The organism is Geodermatophilus sp. SYSU D00708 (genome assembly GCF_054050115.1).
Map to the genome: position 1 here is coordinate 72,588 of NZ_JBJGYS010000021.1, position 21,434 is coordinate 94,021.

The window sequence follows — 21,434 nt, forward strand, 5'->3', positions numbered from 1 at the left end:
CCGCCGCGGGACCGGCGAAGTTGTCTTCCGCGGGACGAAAGCGACGGGGCTCGCGGACAGGCGGCTCACCGACTCTGGTCCGGCTGCCAGTGACCCCCATCACGGCGTCCAGCCGCCGGTCCGCCTGCTCGATCGAGTCAGTCCTCGGCGTACCGCTCACCGTCCACCCCGAAGTCACCGAGGCCCCAAGGGGAGCACCTACATGAAGCAACGGACGATCCTGTCCCTCCTCACCGCCGCCGCGCTGGCGTTGTCAGCGTGCGGCGGCGGCGACGGCGGCACCGCCGCCTCCGGTACCGGGGGACCGGTCGGCGACCCGCAGTCCGGGGGCGAGCTGACCGTCCTCGAGGACGCCTCCTTCGCGGGCAGCTGGCCGGCCGGCCTCGACCCGGCGACCAACACCACCGGTGGTTCCAACATCGCCATGAACCAGGCGATCTTCGGCGGCCTCTTCCTGCTGCGCGCCGACGACGACGGCTCCAACGCCCGCGTCGAGGGGCAGCAGGCGGAGAGCTACGAGCTGTCGGAGGACGGGACGCAGTTCACCGTCAAGCTCCACGACGGCATCCAGTTCAGCGACGGCACGCCCCTGGACGCCGAGGCGGTCCGGGCCAACTGGGAGCGGGCGCTGGCCAACCCGTGCACCTGCAAGCCGAACTGGCCGCTGGCCGAGAACGGCATCGAGGTGGTCGACCCGCTGACCGTCAAGCTCACCTTCAGCCGGCCGTACCCGGCCATCCTGGCCTCGTTCCCGGTCAGCAACGTCAACTGGATCGCCTCCCCGACGGCGCTGCAGCAGATGGGCGAGGACGCCTTCAAGATCAAGCCGGTCGGCGCCGGTCCGTTCGTCGTCGTGGACAACCAGCTGAGCTCGGTGCTGAAGCTGGAGCGCAACGACAACTACTTCAAGGAGGGCCTGCCCTACCTGGACAAGCTCACCTTCCAGTCGATCGGTGGCGACCAGCCCGCCTACCAGGCGCTGCAGGCCGGCCAGGCGCAGGCCTACGAGGGGCTCAACACCACGCCGCTGCTCGAGCAGGCGCAGGCCAACGGTCAGCTGCAGGTGACCATCCAGCCGGCCACCTCGCCCTACGTCATCCAGCTCAACACGAAGATCGCGCCGTTCGACGACCCGCGGGCCCGTGAGGCCATCTACCGGGCCACGGACTTCGACGCCATCAACAAGGGCATCTTCGGCGGCAACTACGACGTGAGCCAGGGCTTCACCGCGCCCGGCGGCAAGTTCTACGAGGAGTCGGTCGAGGGCTACCCCGAGTACGACCTCGAGCGCGCCAAGGAGCTGGTGCAGGAGCTCGGCGGGCTGACCGTCAACATCGGCACGATCAGCAACTACGTCGCGACGCAGATCAACACGGCGCTGCAGACGCAGTGGGAGAAGGCCGGCATCGACGTCACCATCGAGGACTCCCAGCTCTCCGGCGTCATCCAGAAGTTCACCGGCGGTCAGTGGCAGGCCATGCTGCAGACCGCGGGCGCCTGGGACCCGGCGGCCGGTGTCGGCGTCGGCTTCCGGTTCAACTCCGGCGTCCCCTACAGCGGGGTCAACGACCCGGCGCTGGACCAGCTGCTCGCCGACGCGGCCGCGACCGTCGACGAGAACCAGCGGGCGGACCTGTACCGGCAGGCAGCCGAGCTGATCGCGGAGAACCACTACGCCCCGTTCGGTCTGGCCTTCGCCCCGGCCAACCTCGCCGCCACCGGCGTGCACGGCCCGGGTCTGACCACCAAGATCCCGCCGCTGCTGGTCAACACCGGTGTGATCTGGGACGAGGTCTGGCGGGAGCAGTGACAGCCACGGCAGCAACCCCGCGGGTCCCGGCGCACAGCCGGGGCCCGCGGGCCTCCCGCCTCACCCGGGTCACCGGGTCGCCGGTCCTCCGGCTGGTCGTCAAGCGCCTGCTGATGGCCATCCCGATCATGCTGGGCGTCACGGTCCTGACGTTCTGGGTGCTCAGCCTGATCCCGGGCAACGCGGCCCAGCAGCTCCTCGGCCCGGAGGCCACGCCCGAGGACATCGCGCTGCTCGAACAGCAGCTCGGCCTCGACAAGCCCGGCGTGGTCCGCTACCTCGAGTGGCTGCAGGGCGCCGTCACCGGCGACCTGGGGAACTCCCTGGTCAGCCGGCAGCCGGTCTCGGACATCCTGGCCGACCGGCTCCCGGTCACCGGCGAGCTCGTCCTGCTGGCGTTCGTCGTCTCGCTGGTGCTGGCCATCCCGGTCGCCCTGCTGGCCGCGCACAAGCCCGGCGGGGTCATGGACCGGATCAGCATGGTGGTCAGCACCCTCGGGCTCTCCGTGGCCAACTACGTGCTGGCGCTGATCCTCGTGCTGGTCTTCGCGGTCACCCTCGGCTGGCTGCCGGCCATCGGCTACGTGCCGCTGGAGGAGGGCCTCTGGGCGAACCTCGAGGGCATGATCCTGCCGTCGGCGGCGATCGGCCTGCCGCTGTTCTGCTTCTACACCCGGTTCCTCCGCGGTGACCTGGTCGACCAGATGCAGCAGGAGGAGTACGTCACCACGGCCCGCGCCAAGGGCGTCGGCTCGTGGACGGTGCTCATCCGGCACGCCTTCCGCAACTCCTCGTTCGGCCTGATCACCGTCGTCGGCCTGAACCTGGGCGCACTCATCGGCGGCACCGTGATCATCGAGCAGATCTTCGCGCTGCCGGGCATCGGCCAGATGCTCCTGCAGGCCATCAACACCCGTGACTTCGTCGTCGTGCAGGCCGCGGTCGTGATCTTCGCGCTGGTCGCGGTGGTCGCCAACCTCGTCGTGGACCTGCTCTACGCCGTCCTGGACCCGAGGATCCGCTATGGCAGTCGTTGAGCCGGCACCGTCGATCGCCATCAGCCCGGAGATCGACGAGGCCGAGGCCACCATCGGTCGCCGCCGGCGGCCGGGCAACCTGGGCACCTGGATCCCGGCCGGGCTGATCGCCCTCGTGGTGATCGCCTGCTTCCTGGGCCCGACCCTGCTGTCGCTGCCCAGCCCGGTCGGCGGCGACATCCTGCAGAGCAACCTGCCGGCGTTCTCCCCGGGCCACGTCCTGGGCACCGACCCCAACGGCAACGACATCCTGTCGCGGCTGCTCAACGGCGGTCAGTCCTCGCTGTGGATCGCCGTGGCGGTCAACCTGCTCGGCCTGGCGATCGGCGGCACGCTGGGCGCGCTGTCCGGTTACGTCGGCGGCGTGGTCGACACCGTCATCATGCGGGTGCTCGACGTGCTCATCGCCTTCCCGTCGCTGGTGCTCACCCTCGCGGTGGCGCAGGCCCTCGGCCCGAGCATGACCAACACCATCCTGGCCCTGGCCTTCTTCAGCATCCCGGCGTTCGCCCGGGTGGCCCGCTCGGCGGTGCTGCGGCTGCGGGACATGCCCTTCATGGCCGCCGCCCAGCTGGCCGGGACGCCGGCGCGGCGGATGCTGTTCAAGCACCTCGCGCCCAACATCGCCCCGCAGCTGATCACCTTCGGCATGCTCGGCATGGGCATCGTGATCATCATCGAGGGCGCGCTGAGCTTCCTCGGCCTCGGCATCCCCGACCCGGCCCCCAGCTGGGGCAACATGGTCGCCACCGGACAGCTGAGCCTCTCGGCCACGCCGATGCTCGTCGTCTGGCCCAGCGTGGCGCTGCTGGTCACCGTCCTCGCCTTCAACCTCCTCGGCGAGAACCTGCGTGCACGTTGGAGTGGTCGATGAGCAAGCGAACGGTGACCTACCCCGCCGCCGGGACGACCGTCTCCGAGGGCGTCCTCGAGCCCGCGCCCGCGCGCCGTCCGGCGCACGCGGCCCAGCCCGGCGAGCCGCTCCTGGTGGTCGAGGGCCTGCGGGTCCAGTTCACCCGCGGCGGCCGGAAGGTCAACGCGGTCAACGGGCTGTCCTACGAGCTGCACCCGGGCTCGATGATGGCGATCATCGGCGAGTCCGGGTCCGGCAAGAGCGTCAGCTCGCGGGCCCTCATGGGCCTGCTCCCGCCGACCGCGAGGATCAGCGGGTCGGTGCGCTTCGACGGGCGTGAGCTGCTCGGCCTGTCGGAGCGGGAGTTCCGCGAGCTGCGCGGCGGCGACATCGCGATGGTGTTCCAGGACCCGGCGCGGTCGCTGAACCCGACGATGAAGATCGGCGCCCAGATCACCGAGGCGATCCGGCTGCACAGCGACCTGGACAAGAAGGGCGCGCACGCCCGGGCGGTCGAGCTGCTGAAGCTGGTGCGGCTGCCGGCCGCCGAGCGGCGGTTCCACGAGTACCCGCACCAGCTCTCCGGCGGCATGCGCCAGCGCGTCATGATCGCCATCGCGCTGGCCGGGGAGCCGCGGCTGCTCATCGCCGACGAGGCGACCACCGCCCTCGACGTCACCACGCAGGCGCAGATCATGGAGCTGCTCGTCGAGCTGCAGCAGCGGCTCGGCATGGCGGTGATCATGATCAGCCACGACCTCGGGCTGGCGGCCAGCTACGCCCAGGACGTCGTGGTCATGTACGCCGGGCGGGCCGTGGAGCAGGCGCCTACCGGGACGCTGTTCGGCAACGTCCGGATGCCCTACACCCACGCCCTGCTGGGGGCCATCCCCGCACTGGACCGCGAGCCGCACTCGCTGTTCGAGGTCACCCCCGGTCAGCCGCCGGACCTGTCCGCCCTGCCCAAGGGCTGCCCCTTCCGGCCGCGCTGCTCCAACGCCACCGAGCAGTGCCTGACCGCGCCGCCGCTGACCGAGCACGAGCCCGAGCACCTCTGGGCCTGCTGGCACCCCGTCGGGGTCGCCGCCGGCACCGCCACCCCGAACGGAGACCAGCGATGACCGCGGTCGAGGAGCGCACCGCCGGAGACCGGGCGGGGGCGCGCGCCCCGCTGCTGCGCGCCCGCAACCTCGTGCAGGAGTTCCCCGTCCGGGGTGCCGGCGGGGTCAAGGGCGGCGTCGTGCACGCGGTGTCGGACGTGTCGTTCGACATCTACCCGGGCGAGACCCTGGGCGTGGTGGGGGAGACCGGGTCGGGGAAGTCCACCCTGGCCCGCTCGGTGATCCAGCTGCCGCGGCCCAAGTCCGGCACGGTGGAGTTCCAGGGCAAGGACCTCATGACGCTGGGCCGCCGGGAGCTCAAGGAGTCCCGCCGGCAGATGCAGATGGTCTACCAGGACCCGTTCGGCTCGCTGAACCCCCGCTGGCGGGTGTCCGAGCTGGTCGAGGAGCCGCTGGTCGGCCACGGCTGGGGCACCGCCGACACGCGCCGGCGGCGGGCGGAGGAGCTGCTGGACCTGGTCGGCCTCGACCCGTCCCAGTACGCCAAGCGGCGTCCGTTCGAGCTCTCCGGTGGCCAGTGCCAGCGAGTGGCGATCGCCCGCGCGATCGCCCTGGAGCCGGCGCTGGTCGTCGCCGACGAGGCGGTCTCCTCCCTCGACGTGCTCATCCAGGCGCAGGTGCTCAACCTGTTCGAGAAGCTGCGCCGCGAGATGAACCTGTCCTACCTGTTCATCGCCCACGACCTGGCGATGGTGAAGCAGGTCAGCGACCGGGTGGCGGTCATGTACCTGGGGCAGCTGGCCGAGATCGGCCCGTCGGAGTCGATGTACCGGCAGCCGCTGCACCCCTACACCGCCGCGCTGCTGGACTCCATCCCCCGGGTGGACCCGGTCACCGGGGCCGCGCACCGTCCGGTCGCGCTGCCCGGCGAGCCGCCGTCGCCGATCGACCCGCCCAGCGGCTGCCGGTTCCGCACCCGCTGCCCGCGGGCGCAGCAGAAGTGCGCCGACGTCGCGCCGGCGCTGGTCGAGCACCAGCCCGGCCACCAGGTCGCCTGCCACTTCCCGCTGGACCTGCCCATGCCCCAGGTGCCGCCGCGGACCGGCGGCGCCACGCTCGCCCCGGCACCGGTGCCGGCACAGCCCACCTCGGTGGCCGCGCCCGCCGGCCCGCCGGCCCGATGAGCGCGGAGGAGGGGCACGTGTTCGACGGCATCATCGACCCGACCGTCGGCGCTCCCGGCGACGACCGGGGCCGCACGGCGCTGGCCGGCCGACCCGCCGGGCTCGCCGGGCTGCGGCTGGGCCTGCTGGTCAACACCAAGCGCAACGCCGCGGACTTCCTCGAGGAGGTCGCCGCCCTGCTGGAGGCCGAGCACGGCGTGACCACGGTGCTCACCCGCACCAAGCCGAGCATCGTCCACCCGGCTCCGCCGGAGATGCTCGCCGAGTTCCGCGGCGAGACCGACGTCGTGGTCGTCGGCGTGGGGGACTGCGGGTCCTGCAGCGCCTCGGCCGTCGCCGACGGGCTGCAGCTGGAGGCCGCCGGCATCCCGGCCGCGGTCATCTGCAGCGACGCCTTCCGGGTCAGCGCCGACGCCATGGCACAGCTGCAGGGGACGCCGGGCTACGAGTACGTCACCACCGCCCACCCGGTCGCGAGCCTGTCCCGCGAGGGGGTCCGCGAACGCGCCGTCCAGGCGCTGCCGGAGATCGTCGGCATGCTCGCCCGGCCCGCCGTGGCGGTGGCCACGTGACCGAGCTCGCGAGGTCACGCAGGGACGGAGCACGACTGGGCACAGTGCCGACGAGCGCCAGCGAGGAGGCACTGTGACCACGGTGGAGGACCCGGTCCGGACGGCGAAGGAGGCCATCCGGTACTGCTACGAGCAGGGCTGGACCGACGGCCTGCCGGTGGTGCCCGCCACGGCGGAGGACGTCGAGGCCTTCCTCGCCACCACCGACCGCGACCCCGACGAGGTGATCGGGGCGCAGGACCACCTCAACCGCCGGGTCACCGTGCGCCAGGCGGCGGTCAACGCGATCATGGCCGGCTGTGAGGCCGAGTACTTCCCGGTGGTCCTCGCCGCGTGGGACGCCCTCAACGGGGAGCCCGCGGCCAACGGCGGGGCGTGGCAGTCGACCAGCGGCCCGGCGCCGCTGCTCGTGGCCAACGGCCCCATGCGGCAGCGGCTGGGCATCAACTGCGCCGGCGGGGTCTTCGGCCCCGGCTTCCGCGCCAACGCCACGATCGCCCGGGCCATCGGGCTCATCGTGCGCAACGGCTACGGCATCAAGCCGCAGGAGCTCGAGCAGGCCACCCAGGGGGTGCCCGGCCGGTGGCAGCTGCTCGTCGGCGAGAACGAGGAGCTCTCCCCGTGGGAGCCGCTCAGCGTCGTCGGCGGCCTCGAGCCTGGCGTCGACGCGGTCTCGGCGATGCTGATCCGCTGCTGCGAGTACGTCGACAACCGGCACACCGAGAGCGCCGAGGCGGTCCTGCAGGACTTCGCCGACTCGCTCGGCCGCATCGGTGCCTACCTGGGCGTCCGCCACTCCAGCGGCGGCCTGGTGCTGGGCCCCGAGCACGCGCAGGTGCTGGCCGACGCCGGCTACAGCCGGGCCGACGTCCAGCAGTGGCTGTTCGAGCACGCCACCCGCAGCGCCGCCGAGCTGGCCGCGGCCGGCAAGGCCGGGGGGCCCGGCGGCCCGGCCGAGGGCGACCAGGCGTTCGCGATGATGCCGTCCGCCGCGGAGATCCCGGTGCTCGTCGCCGGGGCCGCCAACGCCGCCATCTCCATGGTGTTCCGTCCGTTCGGCTGGGCCTCGTGGTCCGGCCGCTCCGTTCCCGTCCGTTGGTCGGCCGCCTCCCGGCAGACCGCAGTCCAGGAGGTGTCCTCGTGACCATCGACCAGGCCCAGCTCGACCAGCTCAAGCAGACGCTGCAGGCCGACGACTACCGGCTCGACGTCGACGTCCAGGGCGACTCGGCCGACGTGCAGATCGTCGCCGGGCCCGACGCGTGCGAGGAGTGCCTCGTGCCCAAGCCGCTCATGCAGTCGATGCTGGCGCCCGTCCTGGGTGTGGAGCCGGCGAGCATCCGGCTGACCTATCCGGCCGACAAGGCCTGACCGCCCCGTCCGCGCGGGTCCCGACCCCCGCGCGGACGGCAGCTCCGCGGACCCGTGGGGAGCCCGCCGGCTCCTCGACGGGTCCGCGGTGTGCCCACGACACGTCGACCACCACGCTGCAGACCGCGCCTGCAGCCACAGCGAACGGAGCACGGAGTGGAGATCTCCCTGGAGGGGAAGGTCGCGCTGGTCACCGGCGTCGGCCCCAACATCGGCAGCGGCATCGCCCTGGCGCTGTCCCGGTACGGCGCCAAGGTCGCCTGCAACGACGTCAGCGACGACGTCATCAAGGCCGCGATGGCGCGCATCGAGCGCAACGGCGGCGAGGCGATGGCCGCACCCGGGGACGTCACCGACGAGACCGCGGTGCAGGGCTACGTCGACGCCGTCCTGGAGCGGTGGGGCCGGATCGACATCCTGGTCAACAACGCCGCCATGCTGGGCGGCAAGGGCGTGCTCGACGAGGACGCCGCGACCTTCGAGCGCTCGATCAAGGTCTCCGGTCTCGGCTACTTCCTCAACACCAAGATCGTCGGCCGGGCGATGGCCGAGCGCGGCATCCGCGGCTCGATCGTCTGCATCTCGTCGTCCAACGGGTGGAACGGCTCGGCCGGCGTCATCGCCTACGCGTTCAACAAGGGCGGGGTGAACAACTTCGTCCGGGCCGCCGCGATGGACCTCGCGCCCTACGGCATCCGGGTCAACAGCTACACCCCGACCGCGCCGACCATCGACAACCCCGAGCTGGTCGCCGAGCTGCAGGCGCAGGGCCGGCCCGTCGACATGCTCGGCGCCGGCCGCAAGGGCGGCGGCCTGGGCGGCAACACCGGCGACGAGCCGTGGCGCCGTCCGGCCCGCTGGACGGGGGAGCGCCCGCCGCTGGTGCCGCTGGGCAGCACCGGGACGCCGACCGACATCGGCCACGCCGTCGCCTGGCTGTGCTCGGACTACGCGCGGCTGATCACCGGCACCGACCTGGTCGTCGACGGCGGCGCGCGGGCGAAGAACTTCGCCTACTTCCCGGCCGACCCCGAGGACCTCGCCGGCCCGGTCCCGCTCATCCCGCTGGACGAGACCCCGCTGCCCTGACCCGACGTCGGTGGAGGGCAGAGATGGCCATTTCTGCCCTCCAGGGGGTCACAGCCCCAGTGCGGCGCGGACCCGGGCGACGACGCCGTCCAGGTCCCGCAGGTCGCTCGCGCTGAGCCGGATCACCCTCCAGCCCGCTGCCCGTAGCCGCTCGAGGCGGGCGTCGTCCCGGGCGATCTGGTCGCCGGTGAAGTGGTGGGCGCCTTCGTACTCGATCGCCAGGCGCGCCTCCACGAAGGCCAGGTCCACTCGGGCGACGAACTGACCGGCCACGCGCACCTCGTACTGTGGGACCGGCGTCAGGTCGGCCACCACGAGGGCCACCCGAACCCGGGACTCCGGTGCCGACTCCGCCCGCGGGTCGACGAGCGGGATCGCCTTGCGCACACGCGTGACGCCCCACCGGCCCGTGCCCGCGTTCGCCATGGCCGACAGACCGCCCTGCGAGACCGCTCCGCACCGGACCATCGCGTCGAGTGCGGCGACTGCGGTGCCCCGCGACTCGAGCGCGGCCAGGTCCCACGCGGTCCGGAGGGCTGAGGTCACCGGGACGTCGTCGTGCCACTCCACGTCCGTCGCGGCGAGGTCACTGCGGTGGACACGGACCTCGCGAGGTCCCTTCCACTGCACGGTTCCAGGTCGAACGACGGTCACGGGGTCGTGCGGGCCGGCGAAGGGTGCGCCGTGCCAGGCGGCCGCGGAGTACCCGCCGATCGCGGTGCCGGGCGGCAGGAGGAGGGAGACGCCCTGGCACCTCAGCCGGTGGTCGAGCACCAGCCCGGGATCGGCGTAGACGCCCTGGACCAGACGGCGGTAGCTGCGCTCGCGCAGCTGCTTGACCGTGAGGAGGCCGTCGGCAACGGCACGGCTGCCGACGAAGACGCCAGTGAGGTGGGAGCGAGGCACTGCGGCAGAGTGGCCAGATCAGGCCGGTCTTCGCTGCCGCCGTCCACAGGGCCGCCCGGAGGGGCAGGAATGGCCATTTCTGCCCCTCCGGCCGGGTCAGCGCGTGAAGCGCGGGGAGGGCAGCCGCTCCTCCGGCGAGTAGATCGGGGACGCGGTCAGGAACGGGATCGCCGCGGCCCGCTCCTCGTTGATCGGCTCGTCCGGGAACGCGGCCAGCGTGGTGTCGAAGCGGTCCTGCACGCCGGCCTTGAACTCCGGGTGGGTGAGGATGAACAGGTCGCCCCGGCGGACGCCGTCCAGCACCCGCTCGCCGGCCTCGACGTAGCTCATGTACGGCTGGGTCTTGGCCCGCTCGAGGAACTCGGCCGGCGGCGGGGTGTAGCCGCTCTCGCCGTACTGCTCCGGCCGGTTGGCCACGGCGCCGGCGATGTTGCTGTGCACCGGGCCGGGGCAGTACGCCGAGACGCCGATGCCCTCGGGGGCCAGCTCGATGGCCAGCGCCTCCGAGAGCGCCACGACGGCGGCCTTCGTCATCGAGTACAGCCCCGCGACGATCGGCATGAGCGCGGCCATCGAGGCGGTGTTGACGATGTGCCCGCCCTGCCCGTGCGCGCGCATGTGCGGCACGAACGCCTGGATGCCGTGGCCGACGCCCTTGATGTTGACGTCGATCAGCCAGTCCCAGTCCGCCGGCGTGGCCGCCATGACCGGGCCGGTGAGGCCGATGCCGGCGTTGTTGACCAGCACGTCGACCCGGCCGTGGCGACGCACGGTCTCCTCGGCGGCGCGCTCCACGGCGTCGCGGTCGGTGACGTCGAGGAGGACGGCGTCGGCGGACAGCCCCGCGTCGGCGAACTCCTTGAGCGTCTCGTCGACGTGCTCCTGCCGGCGGCCGCTGATGACCACCGTCATGCCCGCCCGGGCGAAGGCCAGCCCGATGCCGCGGCCGATCCCGCTGGACCCGCCGGTGATGAACGCGACCTTGCCCTCGACGTCCTGCATGTTCTCTCCTCGTCTCGACACGGTCCGGGCCCGCACCGCGCGGACGGCGGTACGGGCCCGGGAGCCTGTGGGGACCGGACCGGTCAGCCGGCCAGGTGCTCGGTGTAGGGGGCGGCGGTGTGGGCGCGGACGTCCTCGGGGGTGACGCCGGGCGCGCACTCGACCAGCCGCAGCGCGCCGTCGACGACGTGGAAGACGGCCAGGTCGGTGTAGACCCGCGTGACGCACTGCTTGCCGGTCAGCGGCATGGTGCACTCGGCCACGATCTTCGGCCGGCCCTTGCGGTCGACGTGCTCCATCGCGACCCACACCTGCGGGGTGCCGGCGACGAGGTCCATCGCGCCGCCGACCGCGGGGTTCTTGCCCGGCACGTACCAGTTGGCCAGGTCGCCCGAGGCGGAGACCTGCAGCGCGCCGAGGATCGTGGCGTCGAGGTGGCCGCCGCGGATGATCGCGAACGACAGCGCCGAGTCGGTGATGGCCGCGCCGCTGATCAGGGTGATCGGCTGCTTGCCGGCGTCTGTGAGGTCGGGGTCCTCCTCGCCGGGGGCGGCCTCGCCGCCGATGCCCAGGACGCCGTTCTCCGCGTGGAGGACGATCTCCTTGTCCGCCGGCAGGTAGCGGGGGACCAGCAGCGGGATGCCGACGCCGAGGTTGACGACGTAGCCGTCCTGCAGGTCCTCGGCCAGGCGCTGGGCGATGCCCTCGCGGGTGCGGCCGACGACGGCGGCCGGGGCGGGGATGGTGCCGGTCATCAGGAGGCCTTCCTCGGGGTCGCGGCGACGGGCTCGTCGATGGCGGGCGCCTTGCTCGTGGACAGCACGACCTCGTCCACGAACACGCCCGGCAGGTGCACGTCGTCGGGGTGCAGCTCGTCGACGTCGACCAGGTGCTCGACCTCGGCGAAGGTGGTCCTCCCGGACATACCCGCCATCGGGTTGAAGTTGCGGGCCGAGAGGCGGAACCGCAGGTTGCCCTTCCGGTCGCCCTTGTGCGCCTTGACGAACCCGAAGTCGGCGACGATGCCCTCCTCGAGGACGTACTCGCGGCCGTTGATCAGCCGGGTCTCCTTGGCCGGCACGTGCTCGGCGACGCCGCCGTCGGGGGAGTAGCGCAGCGTGAAGGAGCCGTCGGAGAGCATCGTCCCGGCGCCGGACGGCGTGAAGAAGGCGGGGATGCCGGAGCCGCCGGCGCGCAGCCGCTCGGCGAGCGTGCCCTGCGGGATGAGCTCGAGCTCCACCTTGCCCGCGAAGTACTCGTCGTAGAACTCCTGCAGGATCGGGAAGGACGCCGTCACGCGGCGCAGCCGGCCCTCGTGCAGCAGCCGGCCCACGCCGGTGAAGTCGTGGCCGACGTTGTTGACGATCACGTGCAGGTCGCGCTTGTCCAGCGCGCAGAGCGCGTCGATCAGCCCGTCCGGCCGGCCGGAGCTGCCGAAGCCGCCCACGGCGATGGAGGCACCCGAGGGCACGGCGTCGACCACGGACAGGACGTCCTCGCGGAACTTGTCGATCACTGGCGGTCCTTCACGGGGGATGGGTCCTTCCACGGGGATGGGCTCGCTCGCGGACCGGCAGGAGGCTCCGCGGAGGCGCCGGGCGGCGCGGGGCTTGCTCGTCGAGGGAACCGACCGGACCGGGCAGCGGTCACCTCGGTCGGCACGACGAGTGCAGCAGCCGCACCGGCGGGCGAGCAGTCCTCCTTCCACGTCCCGGAAAGGAGACGCAGTGCACACCGCGGCCCGGGAGCCCGCCGGCGCCGTCGTCTTCCGTGATGGGGAAGACCTGTGGTCTGCGCCACCCGCGTCACCGCAGATTGGAGCCCGGCCGGGAGAGCGCTCAGCAGCCGGCGACGGACGGCGTCCCGAGGGGCCCGCCGCCTCCGCCGAGCACCCCGCAGCGGCCGACGTCCAGTACTGGGAAGGAGCCCATATGAGCATGACCACGCGCGCCGCGGTCTGCCGCGAGCCGGGTCGGCCGTGGGAGATCACCGAGCTCGAGCTCGACGAGCCGAAGGCCAACGAGGTCCGCATCAAGTTCATGGCGGCCGGGATGTGCCACTCCGACGACCACATCCAGAAGGGCGACGCGCAGATGCGCTTCCCCGTGGTCGGCGGGCACGAGGGCGCCGGCATCGTCGACGCCGTCGGTGAGGGCGTCACCCGGGTGAAGGTCGGCGACCACGTGGTCTGCTCCTTCATCCCCGCCTGCGGCAAGTGCCGCTACTGCTCCACCGGCCGGCAGAACCTCTGCGACGAGGGCAAGAACGCCTCGACCGGTGAGTTCCCCGACGGGACCTTCCGCTTCCACCAGGACGGCCAGGACTTCGGCGGCCTCTGCGTGCTGGGCACGTTCTCCCAGTTCGCCGTCGTCAGCGAGTACTCGGTCATCCAGATCCCCGACGACATCCCGTTCGAGGTGGCCGCGCTGGTCGGCTGCGGCGTCCCGACCGGCTGGGGCAGCGCGGTGCACGCCGCCGGCGTCCGCGCCGGGGACACGGTGGTCATCTACGGCGCCGGCGGCGTCGGCAGCAACGCCGTCCAGGGTGCCGCCCTCGCCGGCGCCGAGCGGGTGGTCGTCGTCGACCCGGTCGAGTTCAAGCGGGAGATGGCCACCACCTTCGGGGCCACCCACACCTTCGCCTCGGCCAAGGAGGCGCACGACTTCGTCGTCGAGGCCACCTGGGGCGAGCTCGCCGACCACGCGATCATCACCGTCGGCGTCCTGCACGACGAGGTCATCGCCGACGCCCTGCAGGTCGTGGGCAAGAGCGGCCAGGTCACCGTCACCGCCGTCGGCAACGGCTGGGTCGACGAGCACCCGGGCGTGTTCATCGGCTACCAGCGGCGCATCCAGGGCGCGATCTTCGGCGCCTGCAACCCGCTGCACGACGTCCCGCGGCTGATCAGCCTCTACCGCTCCGGGAAGCTCAAGCTCGACGAGCTGATCACCAGGACCTACCGCCTCGAGGACGTCAACCAGGGCTACCAGGACATGCTCGACGGCAAGAACATCCGCGGCGTCATCGTCCACGAGCACTGACCGACGAGCCGACACAGGAACCGAGGACGAGACACATGACGATCGCCCCTCCCGGCCCGACGACCGGGAACGCCCTGATCATCGACAACGCCCAGCTGATCGGCGGGGACTGGGTCCCGGCCGCCGGCGGCGACACGATCGACGTCGTCAACCCCGCGACCGGTGAGGTGCTCGCGCGCGTGCCGCGCGGCACCGCCGCGGACGTCGACGCCGCGGTGTCGGCCGCCGAGGCCGCCTTCCCGGCCTGGCGGGACACCAACGCCACCGCCCGCGCCGCCCTGCTGTTCCGCTGGGCCGCGCTGATCGACGAGAACATCGCCGAGCTCGACGCCCTGGAGTCCCAGGAGGTCGGCCGCCCGCACTGGGGCCCGCCGCCGATGTCCGGCCAGCTCCGCTTCACGGCCGGCCAGGCGGACAAGGTGCAGGGCCTGTCCCTGCCCACCTACACCCCCGATGCCCTCGGGCTGACCCTCCGCGAGCCCTACGGCGTCGTCGGCGCGGTCATCCCGTGGAACGCCCCCGGCCCGATGTTCGTCACCGACGTCGGCCCGGCGATCGCCGCGGGCAACACCATCGTGATCAAGCCGGCCGAGGACGCGCCGCTGACCGCGCTGGCCCTGGCCAAGCTGGCCCTCGAGGCCGGCATCCCGCCGGGCGTGGTCAACGTGGTCACCGGCTACGGGCACGAGGCGGGCGCGGCCATCCCGGCGCACCCGCGGATCCGCCGGATCAGCTTCACCGGCTCCCCGCAGACCGGCGAGCTGATCATGGCCGCCTGCGCGAAGAACCTCACCCCGCTGCACCTGGAGCTGGGCGGCAAGTCGCCGCAGGTCATCCTCGCCGACGCCGACCTCGACGCCGCCGTCCCGGCGATCGCGCGGGGCATCACGCTCAACACCGGGCAGATCTGCGCCGCCGGCTCGCGGGTCGTGGTCGCGCGCTCGATCCACGCCGAGGTCGTGCAGCGCCTGGCCGAGCACATGTCGCAGGTCAAGGTCGGCCCCTGGTACGAGCAGGTGAACATGGGTCCGCTCATCAACGCCAAGCAGCAGGAGCGCGTGCTCAAGTACATGCAGCTGGGCCAGGAGGAGGGCGCCGACCTCGTCCTCGGCGGCGGTCGCCCGTCCGGGGAGAAGTTCGAGCGCGGCTACTTCGTCGAGCCGACCCTGTTCGACAACGTCGACCCGGCGATGCGCATCCACCAGGAGGAGATCTTCGGGCCGGTCCTCGGGGTCACCCCGGTGGACGACGACGAGCAGGCCCTCGAGGTCGCCAACGGCACCGACTACGGCCTGGTCGCCTCGGTCTGGACCCGGGACGTCGGCAAGGCCGTCAAGTTCGCCCGTGGCCTGCAGGCCGGCCAGGTCGCGGTGAACGCCGCCCTGGGCGCCGGGGTCATCGGCGGTCCGTTCGGCGGTTACAAGCGCAGCGGCTTCGGCCGGTCGATGGGGGCCGACGCGGTCCTCGACTACACCCAGGTCAAGACCGTGTCCCTCCGTGGCACCGGGAACTGAGAGGGATCGCATGAGCAGCATCACCACGCGCGCGGCCATCGCCCGCGAGGCGCACAAGGGCTGGGAGCTGGTCGACCTCCAGCTCGACGACCCCAAGGAGCACGAGGTCCGGGTCAAGTTCGCCGCCTCGGGCCTGTGCCACTCCGACGACCACATCACCCAGGGCGACGCGCCGGTGCGCATGCCCGTGGTGGGTGGCCACGAGGGTGCCGGCATCGTCGAGTCGGTCGGCCCGAACGTCACCCGGGTCAAGCCCGGTGACCGGATCGTCTGCTCCTACATCCCGGCCTGCGGCGCCTGCCGTCCCTGCTCCACCGGGCACCAGAACATGTGCGTGAAGGGGCTCAACGCCGGGACCGGCATGTTCCACGACGGCACCTTCCGGTTCCACCTCGGCGACGAGGACCTCGGCGGCTTCTGCACCGTGGGCTCGTTCTCGCAGTACGCGGTGATCTCGGAGTGGGCGGCCATCCCGCTGGCCGACGGCATCCCGTGGGAGGTCGCCTGCCTGGTCGGCTGCGGCGTCCCCACCGGCTGGGGCTCGGCCGTGAACGCGGCCGGCGTCCGCGCCGGGGACACCGTCGTCGTCTTCGGGTCGGGCGGGGTCGGCAGCAACGCCGTCCAGGGCGCCCGCTACGCCGGCGCCAAGAACGTCGTCGTCGTCGACCCGGTCGAGTTCAAGCGCGACATGGCGACCTCGGTGTTCGGTGCCACCCACGCCTTCGCCTCGGCGAAGGAGGCGCACGACTTCGTCGTCGAGACCACCTGGGGTCAGCTGTCCGACCACGCGATCCTCACCCCCGGTGTGGTGACCGAGGAGATGGTCAACGCCGCCATCCAGATGACCGGCAAGGGCGGCAAGGTCACCATCACCGGCGTCGGCAAGCTGACCGAGAAGGCCGCGCACTTCCACGCCGGCGCGCTCATCGGCTACCAGCGGCAGGTCCGCGGCGCCCTGTTCGGCGACTGCAACCCGCTCTACGACGTGCCCCGGCTGCTCCGCCTGTACCAGGACGGTCAGCTCAAGCTCGACGAGCTGGTGACCCGCACGTACCAGCTGGACGAGGTCAACGAGGCCTACCAGGACCTCGCCGACGGCAAGAACATCCGCGGCGTCATCCTGCACGACTGAGCAGACCCCGTCCTCTGGACGGGACCGCCACAGAGGCCGCCGGCACCCCCCCTGGTGCCGGCGGCCCCTGGCGTGCGCCCGCTGCACCGGCCGCGGGACGCGACGACGCCGCCGGCCCCGTCAGGGGACCGGCGGCGTCGTCGTGTCAGGAGGCCGTCAGCGGGTGCGGGGCGTCATCGCGCCTCCGGTGCGGGACGCGCGGATCGCGCCCCCGGCCTCGGGGGTGGCCGACGGCGAGCCGAGGGCCCGCGAGATGCCGCGGGCGGTGGCCGCCAGGGCCGGCACCAGCGCGTGGCTCGGCACGGTGCCCCGCTGCACGGTGACGCCCAGGGCCGCCACCACCTCGTCGCGCCGGCCGCGCACCGGGACGGCGACGGCGAGCGCGTCGGGCGTCAGCTGGTTGTCGGCGATGGCGATCCCGGTGCGGCGCACCTCGGCCAGCACCCGGCGCAGCTCGCCGATGTTGGTGATCGTGTCGGGGGTGAACCGCTTGAGCGGCGCCTGCAGCAGCTCGTCCTGGACCTCCCGCTCGGCGAAGGCCAGCAGCACCTGGCCGGTGCCGGTGGCGTGCAACGGCCAGCGGCCGCCCAGCCGGCTGAGCACCTGCACCGCGCCGCGGGCCCGCAGCGCCTCGACGTAGACGCCGTCCGCGCCGTCCCGGACGGCGAGGTGCACGTTGGCGCGGGTGGCCTGGTGCAGGTCGTCGAGGTAGGGGAGGGCCAGCTCGCGCAGCTGCAGCCCGTGCGGGGCCAGCGCGCCGAGCTCGAGCAGCCGCAGGCCGATCGCGTAGCGGCCGTCGGGCCCGCGCTCCAGACCGCCCCACTCCCGCAGCTCGCCGACCAGCCGGTGGGTGGTGGTCAGGGTCAGCCCGGACCGCCGGCTGATCTCGCTGAGGGTCAGGGACGGGTGGCTCGGCCCGAAGGCGGACAGGACGGCGAGGACCCGGCCGGCGGCCGTGGCGGCCCCTCCGCCGGGGAGGCGGCTCGGCTGGTTCTCGGGAACGGCTGCGGTCAGTGTCGTGGCTCCCATCAACGCCCCTTCGTTTCACACGCCATCGAGTTGGGCTGTGCACCCATCGTGGCCCGCGTCACTGTGCGCAGGCGCCTCGTGTGGTGTCAAGCACGTCCTCCGACGGGTGTGCCGCGGCGGCGGGCTTCCACCCGGGGGAAGGTCCGTCGCTGCGCCGGTGTGGCCCCGGACACCATGGACGGGCGGAGACGGGCGGTGCGCCCGGTGCCCCCGGAGCGGGGACGCCGGCGTCGCGGACGCCCGTCCGCTCACCGTGAGCCGCGCGCCGGACGGGCCCTGGGAGGCCCCGACGGCGGCCCCATCCCGCCGAGAGGACACGAGGCAGCGTGCACCCGATCCCGACCCCCGCCCCGGGAGGAACCGCCTGATGGCCACCCTCGCCGACATCCTCGACCCCACCGGCCGGACGACGACCCGCATCGGCGCCACCGCTCGGGCACCCCGGCGCACCGACCTGACCGGCGTCCGGCTGGGGCTGCTGGAGAACACCAAGCACAACGCGGCCCTGCTGCTCGACGAGCTCGCCGCGCTGCTGCAGAGCGAGCACGGGGCCTCGACCACCGTGCTGCGCCGCACGAAGACCGCGTTCGCGCTGCCGCTGCCGGAGGAGACGCTGGCCGAGCTGGTCGGCGCGTGCGACGTCGTCCTCACCGGTGTCGGTGACTGCGGCTCGTGCAGCGCCTCGGCGGTCGCCGACGGGATCGCGCTCGAACGGGCCGGCGTGCCGGCCGCGGTCATCTGCTCCGACGCCTTCACCGCCACCGCCAGCGGGATGGCCGAGGTCCAGGGGGCGCCCGACTACCGCTACCTGACCACCGCCCACCCGGTGGCGATCCTCGACGCGGACGCCGTCCGCGAGCGGGCCCGCCAGCTGCTGCCCCAGGTCGTCGCCACGGTCACCGACGCGGCCGCGCAGAAGGTGGCCTCGTGACACTGCAGGCCGACGCCCCCGTCGTCGTCCCGGACGCCGACCCCGAGGCCGCCCAGGCGGCGATCGAGCACTGCTACGCCCAGGGCTGGTCCGACGGCCTGCCGCTGGTGCCCGCCACCCGCTCCCTGGTCGACCGGTTCCTCGACACCGTCGACCGGCAGCCCGACGAGGTCATCGGCACGCTGCCGCACCTGGACCGCAGCGTCACCGTGGAGCTGGCCGCGATCAACGCCGCCATGGCCGGCTGCCGCCCCGAGTACTTCCCGGTGGTGCTCGCCGCCTGGGAGGCCGTGCAGCGCGACCGCTCGGCCACCGGCGGCGGCTGGCAGTCGACCAGCGGCCCCTCGCCCCTGCTCGTGGTCAACGGCCCGGTCCGGCAGGAGCTGGGCCTCAACACCGCCGGCGGCGCGTTCGGCCCGGGCTTCCGGCCCAACATGACGATCGCCCGGACGATCGGCCTGATGGTGCGCAACGCCTTCGGCGTCGTCCCGCACGGGTTCGAGCAGGCCACCCAGGGCCTGCCCGGCCGCTGGCAGGTGTGCCTCGCGGAGAACGAGGAGGAGAACCCCTGGGAGCCGCTGTCGGTCGAGGGCGGCGTGCCCGCCGGCACCTCCGCGGTCTCCGGGATGCTCACCCGCACCGTCGAGTACGTCGACAACCGGCACACCGCCGACCCCGAGCAGCTGCTCGCCGACTTCGCCGACACGATCTCCCGGAGCGGCGCGTCGATCTTCCGGCACCACCCGGCCGGGATCGTCTTCTGCCCGGAGCACGCGCAGATGCTGGCGAAGGCGGGGATGGGCAAGGCCGACGTCCGCGCCTGGCTGGTCGAGCGCTGCGGCAGGAGCAAGGCCGACCTGGCTCGGGTCGGCAAGGACGGCGTCGGCGACAACGGCGTCCGGTTCGCCGACGGCGGCACCGACCCCGAGGCGTTCGACCGGCTGTTCGCCACCGACGGCCCCGAGGCGCTGCCCATCCTCGTCGCCGGCGCCCGCAACGCCGGCATCTCCATGGTCGTGCGGGTCTTCTCGGGCTGGTCGGCCAGCTCGGTGCCCGTCGTCGGCCGCACCACCCCCTCAGGAGGCCAGCAGTGACCGAGTTCAGCGAGTCCCTCACCGACCCCTTCGGCGAGGCCGGCGAGCCCTGGATGACCGGCCGCACCGCGCTGGTCACCGGCGGCGGGCAGCAGAGCCAGAACGAGCCCGGCGTCGGCTACGCCATCAGCCGGGTGTTCGCCGCCCACGGCGCGCGGGTCGCCGTCCTCGACCGGGACCCGGCCGCGGCGCAGCGCACCGTCGACGCGATCGAGGCCGACGGGGGCAAGGCGGTCGCCGTCGTCGCCGACCTGCTCGACGACGACGCCTGCAAGGGCGCGGTGGCCGAGACCGTCGGCCAGTTCGGCGGGTTCGACACGCTGGTCAACAACGTGGCCGTCGGCGACCGCGCGGGCATCTTCGAGGTGACCCCCGAGCGCTTCCACCAGCTGATGGACCTCAACCTCACCACCGCCTGGCAGATGACCCGCCACGCGGTGGAGGTGCTGCCCAGCGGCTCGGCGATCGTCAACATCAGCTCCGTCGGCGTCCGGGCGCGCGGGCCGGGCATGGTCTACAACCTGGCGAAGGCCGGGCTGGAGAACATGACCGTCGGCGCGGCCAACACCCTCGGCGACCGCGGCATCCGGGTGAACTGCGTGCAGGTCGGCGCCATCTGGGGGGCGTTCGCCGCGGCGAACATGTCCCCGGAGATGCGGGCGATCCGCCGGGGCTGGTCCGGGCTGGGCACCGAGGGCAGCCCCTGGGACATCGCCCAGGCGGTGCTGTTCCTCTCCAGCGACCGGGCGCGGTGGATCTCCGGCCAGATCCTGTCGGTGGACGGCGGCCCGAGCAGCCCCAAGCCGCCGAAGCCCGCCGGGGACGCCAGGTGACCGCACAGCGGGTCGCGCTGGTCACCGGCTGCGGCAAGCCCGACGGGATGGGCCAGGCGATCGCCCGCCGGCTGGCGGCCCAGGGCCTGGCCGTCGTCGTCACCGACCTGCAGGCCACCGGCGTCCCCAACCGGCAGCAGGAGCGCCGGTCGGCCGGCTGGGGCGGGGTGGAGGCGCTGGTCGCCGACATCGCCGCGTCCGGCGGGACGGCGGCGGCCTCCCTGGGCGACGTCGCGGTCGAGGCCGACGCCGAGCGCATGGTGACCGAGGCGGTCGAGCGATTCGGCCGCCTGGACGTGCTGGTCAACAACGCCGCGGCACCCCAGGGCCCGGACCGCGCCGACGTCGCCGACGTCCCGATCGAGGTCTTCGACCGGGTGGTCGCGGTCAACCTGCGCGGCCCGTGGCTGATGAGCCGTGCCGCCGTCCCGGTGATGCGGGCCCAGCGCTCCGGCCGGATCGTCAACATCTCGTCGATGGCCGGGCTCACCGCGGCGCCGTTCAGCGGCCCGTACTCGGCGTCCAAGGCCGGCGTCATCGGCCTGACCCGGGCGCTGGCGATGGACCTCGGCCCCTGGGGGATCACGGTCAACGCGCTGTGCCCGGGCCTGGTGGGCACCAGCCGGGCGTTCCTGAGCTCGGGTCCCGACGTCGACGAGGCCGCCCTGCTCGCCTCGCGCGGCCGGGCGATCCCGGTGGGCCGGGTCGGGCTGCCCGAGGACGTCGCCGCGGCGGTGGCCTTCCTCGCCTCGCCCGAGGCCGGCTACATCACCGCGCAGGCGATCCCGATCGACGGGGGCGGCATGAGCCCGTTCCCGCTGCGCCACCCGGAGCCGGCGGAGACCGCGCTCGCCTGAACCACCGGAGTGGGGGGGGGGGGGGGGGGGGGGGGGGGGGGGGGGGGGGGGGGGGGGGGGGGGGGGGGGGGGGGGGGGGGGGGGGGGGGGGGGGGGGGGGGGGGGGGGCGGGCGGCGG

21 protein-coding genes are annotated in these 21,434 nt (G+C 73.2%); 16 read left to right on the top strand and 5 right to left on the bottom strand.

What is annotated here, in order from left to right:
- Positions 1-202: 202 nt before the first annotated feature.
- The 9 genes from ACI79D_RS17530 to ACI79D_RS17570 all read left to right on the top strand — a co-directional run bounded on the left by ACI79D_RS17530 (position 203) and on the right by ACI79D_RS17570 (position 8,977).
- Positions 203-1,810, top strand: a complete 1,608-nt coding sequence (locus ACI79D_RS17530; RefSeq protein ID WP_456919730.1) for an ABC transporter substrate-binding protein — start codon at positions 203-205, stop codon at positions 1,808-1,810.
- Positions 1,807-2,847 (top strand): ABC transporter permease, encoded by a 1,041-nt coding sequence (locus tag ACI79D_RS17535; protein WP_456919731.1) that lies wholly within the window; start codon positions 1,807-1,809, stop codon positions 2,845-2,847. The genes ACI79D_RS17530 and ACI79D_RS17535 overlap by 4 nt, the downstream gene beginning before the upstream one ends.
- Entirely contained in the window at positions 2,834-3,721 is an 888-nt protein-coding gene (locus tag ACI79D_RS17540; RefSeq protein ID WP_456919732.1) for an ABC transporter permease, read from the top strand. The genes ACI79D_RS17535 and ACI79D_RS17540 overlap by 14 nt, the downstream gene beginning before the upstream one ends.
- Positions 3,718-4,821, top strand: coding sequence for an ABC transporter ATP-binding protein (locus ACI79D_RS17545; protein ID WP_456919733.1), 1,104 nt, complete (start codon positions 3,718-3,720; stop codon positions 4,819-4,821). The genes ACI79D_RS17540 and ACI79D_RS17545 overlap by 4 nt, the downstream gene beginning before the upstream one ends.
- Entirely contained in the window at positions 4,818-5,945 is a 1,128-nt protein-coding gene (locus tag ACI79D_RS17550; protein WP_456919734.1) for an ABC transporter ATP-binding protein, read from the top strand. Before ACI79D_RS17545 ends, ACI79D_RS17550 begins: the two co-directional genes overlap by 4 nt.
- A gap of 17 nt (positions 5,946-5,962) precedes the next feature.
- Positions 5,963-6,517: a UGSC family (seleno)protein gene (locus tag ACI79D_RS17555; protein ID WP_456919735.1), complete on the top strand. Its 555-nt coding sequence runs from the start codon at positions 5,963-5,965 to the stop codon at positions 6,515-6,517.
- Positions 6,518-6,590: 73 nt separating this feature from the next.
- Positions 6,591-7,661 (top strand): hypothetical protein, encoded by a 1,071-nt coding sequence (locus ACI79D_RS17560; protein WP_456919736.1) that lies wholly within the window; start codon positions 6,591-6,593, stop codon positions 7,659-7,661.
- Positions 7,658-7,888: a hypothetical protein gene (locus ACI79D_RS17565; protein ID WP_456919737.1), complete on the top strand. Its 231-nt coding sequence runs from the start codon at positions 7,658-7,660 to the stop codon at positions 7,886-7,888. The genes ACI79D_RS17560 and ACI79D_RS17565 overlap by 4 nt, the downstream gene beginning before the upstream one ends.
- A 156-nt stretch (positions 7,889-8,044) precedes the next feature.
- The gene (locus ACI79D_RS17570) at positions 8,045-8,977 is read left to right on the top strand and encodes an SDR family NAD(P)-dependent oxidoreductase (protein ID WP_456919738.1); all 933 of its coding nucleotides are present in this window, start codon (positions 8,045-8,047) and stop codon (positions 8,975-8,977) included.
- A gap of 48 nt (positions 8,978-9,025) precedes the next feature.
- On the opposite strand, the gene ACI79D_RS17575 is transcribed toward ACI79D_RS17570, so the two are convergent.
- The 4 genes from ACI79D_RS17575 to ACI79D_RS17590 form a co-directional block, all read right to left on the bottom strand.
- Complete coding sequence (locus tag ACI79D_RS17575) at positions 9,026-9,883, bottom strand: DUF559 domain-containing protein (protein ID WP_456919739.1); 858 nt, start codon at positions 9,881-9,883, stop codon at positions 9,026-9,028.
- A gap of 96 nt (positions 9,884-9,979) precedes the next feature.
- Positions 9,980-10,885: an SDR family oxidoreductase gene (locus tag ACI79D_RS17580; protein WP_456919740.1), complete on the bottom strand. Its 906-nt coding sequence runs from the start codon at positions 10,883-10,885 to the stop codon at positions 9,980-9,982.
- Between the two features lie 83 nt (positions 10,886-10,968).
- Positions 10,969-11,640, bottom strand: a complete 672-nt coding sequence (locus tag ACI79D_RS17585; protein ID WP_456919741.1) for a 3-oxoacid CoA-transferase subunit B — start codon at positions 11,638-11,640, stop codon at positions 10,969-10,971.
- A complete protein-coding gene (locus ACI79D_RS17590) occupies positions 11,640-12,401 on the bottom strand; it encodes a CoA transferase subunit A (RefSeq protein ID WP_456919742.1) in 762 nt (253 codons plus the stop codon). Before ACI79D_RS17590 ends, ACI79D_RS17585 begins: the two co-directional genes overlap by 1 nt.
- 421 nt (positions 12,402-12,822) lie before the next feature.
- Here ACI79D_RS17590 and ACI79D_RS17595 point away from each other — a divergent pair, with 421 nt between their 5' ends.
- From ACI79D_RS17595 to ACI79D_RS17605, 3 genes are read left to right on the top strand one after another with little or no spacing between them, the layout of a single operon-like run.
- Entirely contained in the window at positions 12,823-13,926 is a 1,104-nt protein-coding gene (locus tag ACI79D_RS17595) for an NDMA-dependent alcohol dehydrogenase (protein WP_456919743.1), read from the top strand.
- A 35-nt stretch (positions 13,927-13,961) separates the two neighbouring features.
- Complete coding sequence (locus tag ACI79D_RS17600; protein WP_456919744.1) at positions 13,962-15,440, top strand: aldehyde dehydrogenase family protein; 1,479 nt, start codon at positions 13,962-13,964, stop codon at positions 15,438-15,440.
- A gap of 10 nt (positions 15,441-15,450) precedes the next feature.
- Positions 15,451-16,572, top strand: a complete 1,122-nt coding sequence (locus ACI79D_RS17605) for an NDMA-dependent alcohol dehydrogenase (protein ID WP_456919745.1) — start codon at positions 15,451-15,453, stop codon at positions 16,570-16,572.
- 156 nt (positions 16,573-16,728) lie between these two features.
- On the opposite strand, the gene ACI79D_RS17610 is transcribed toward ACI79D_RS17605, so the two are convergent.
- The gene (locus ACI79D_RS17610; RefSeq protein ID WP_456919746.1) at positions 16,729-17,601 is read right to left on the bottom strand and encodes an IclR family transcriptional regulator; all 873 of its coding nucleotides are present in this window, start codon (positions 17,599-17,601) and stop codon (positions 16,729-16,731) included.
- A 367-nt stretch (positions 17,602-17,968) separates the two neighbouring features.
- Here ACI79D_RS17610 and ACI79D_RS17615 point away from each other — a divergent pair, with 367 nt between their 5' ends.
- Genes ACI79D_RS17615 through ACI79D_RS17630 form a run of 4 tightly spaced genes read left to right on the top strand, consistent with a single transcriptional unit; the run spans position 17,969 to position 21,316 of the window.
- Positions 17,969-18,532, top strand: a complete 564-nt coding sequence (locus ACI79D_RS17615; RefSeq protein ID WP_456919747.1) for a UGSC family (seleno)protein — start codon at positions 17,969-17,971, stop codon at positions 18,530-18,532.
- Positions 18,529-19,626, top strand: a complete 1,098-nt coding sequence (locus ACI79D_RS17620) for a hypothetical protein (protein WP_456919748.1) — start codon at positions 18,529-18,531, stop codon at positions 19,624-19,626. Before ACI79D_RS17615 ends, ACI79D_RS17620 begins: the two co-directional genes overlap by 4 nt.
- Positions 19,623-20,459, top strand: coding sequence for an SDR family NAD(P)-dependent oxidoreductase (locus ACI79D_RS17625; protein WP_456919749.1), 837 nt, complete (start codon positions 19,623-19,625; stop codon positions 20,457-20,459). The genes ACI79D_RS17620 and ACI79D_RS17625 overlap by 4 nt, the downstream gene beginning before the upstream one ends.
- Positions 20,456-21,316 (top strand): SDR family NAD(P)-dependent oxidoreductase, encoded by an 861-nt coding sequence (locus ACI79D_RS17630; protein ID WP_456919750.1) that lies wholly within the window; start codon positions 20,456-20,458, stop codon positions 21,314-21,316. Before ACI79D_RS17625 ends, ACI79D_RS17630 begins: the two co-directional genes overlap by 4 nt.
- The last annotated feature ends 118 nt before the right edge of the window (positions 21,317-21,434 follow it).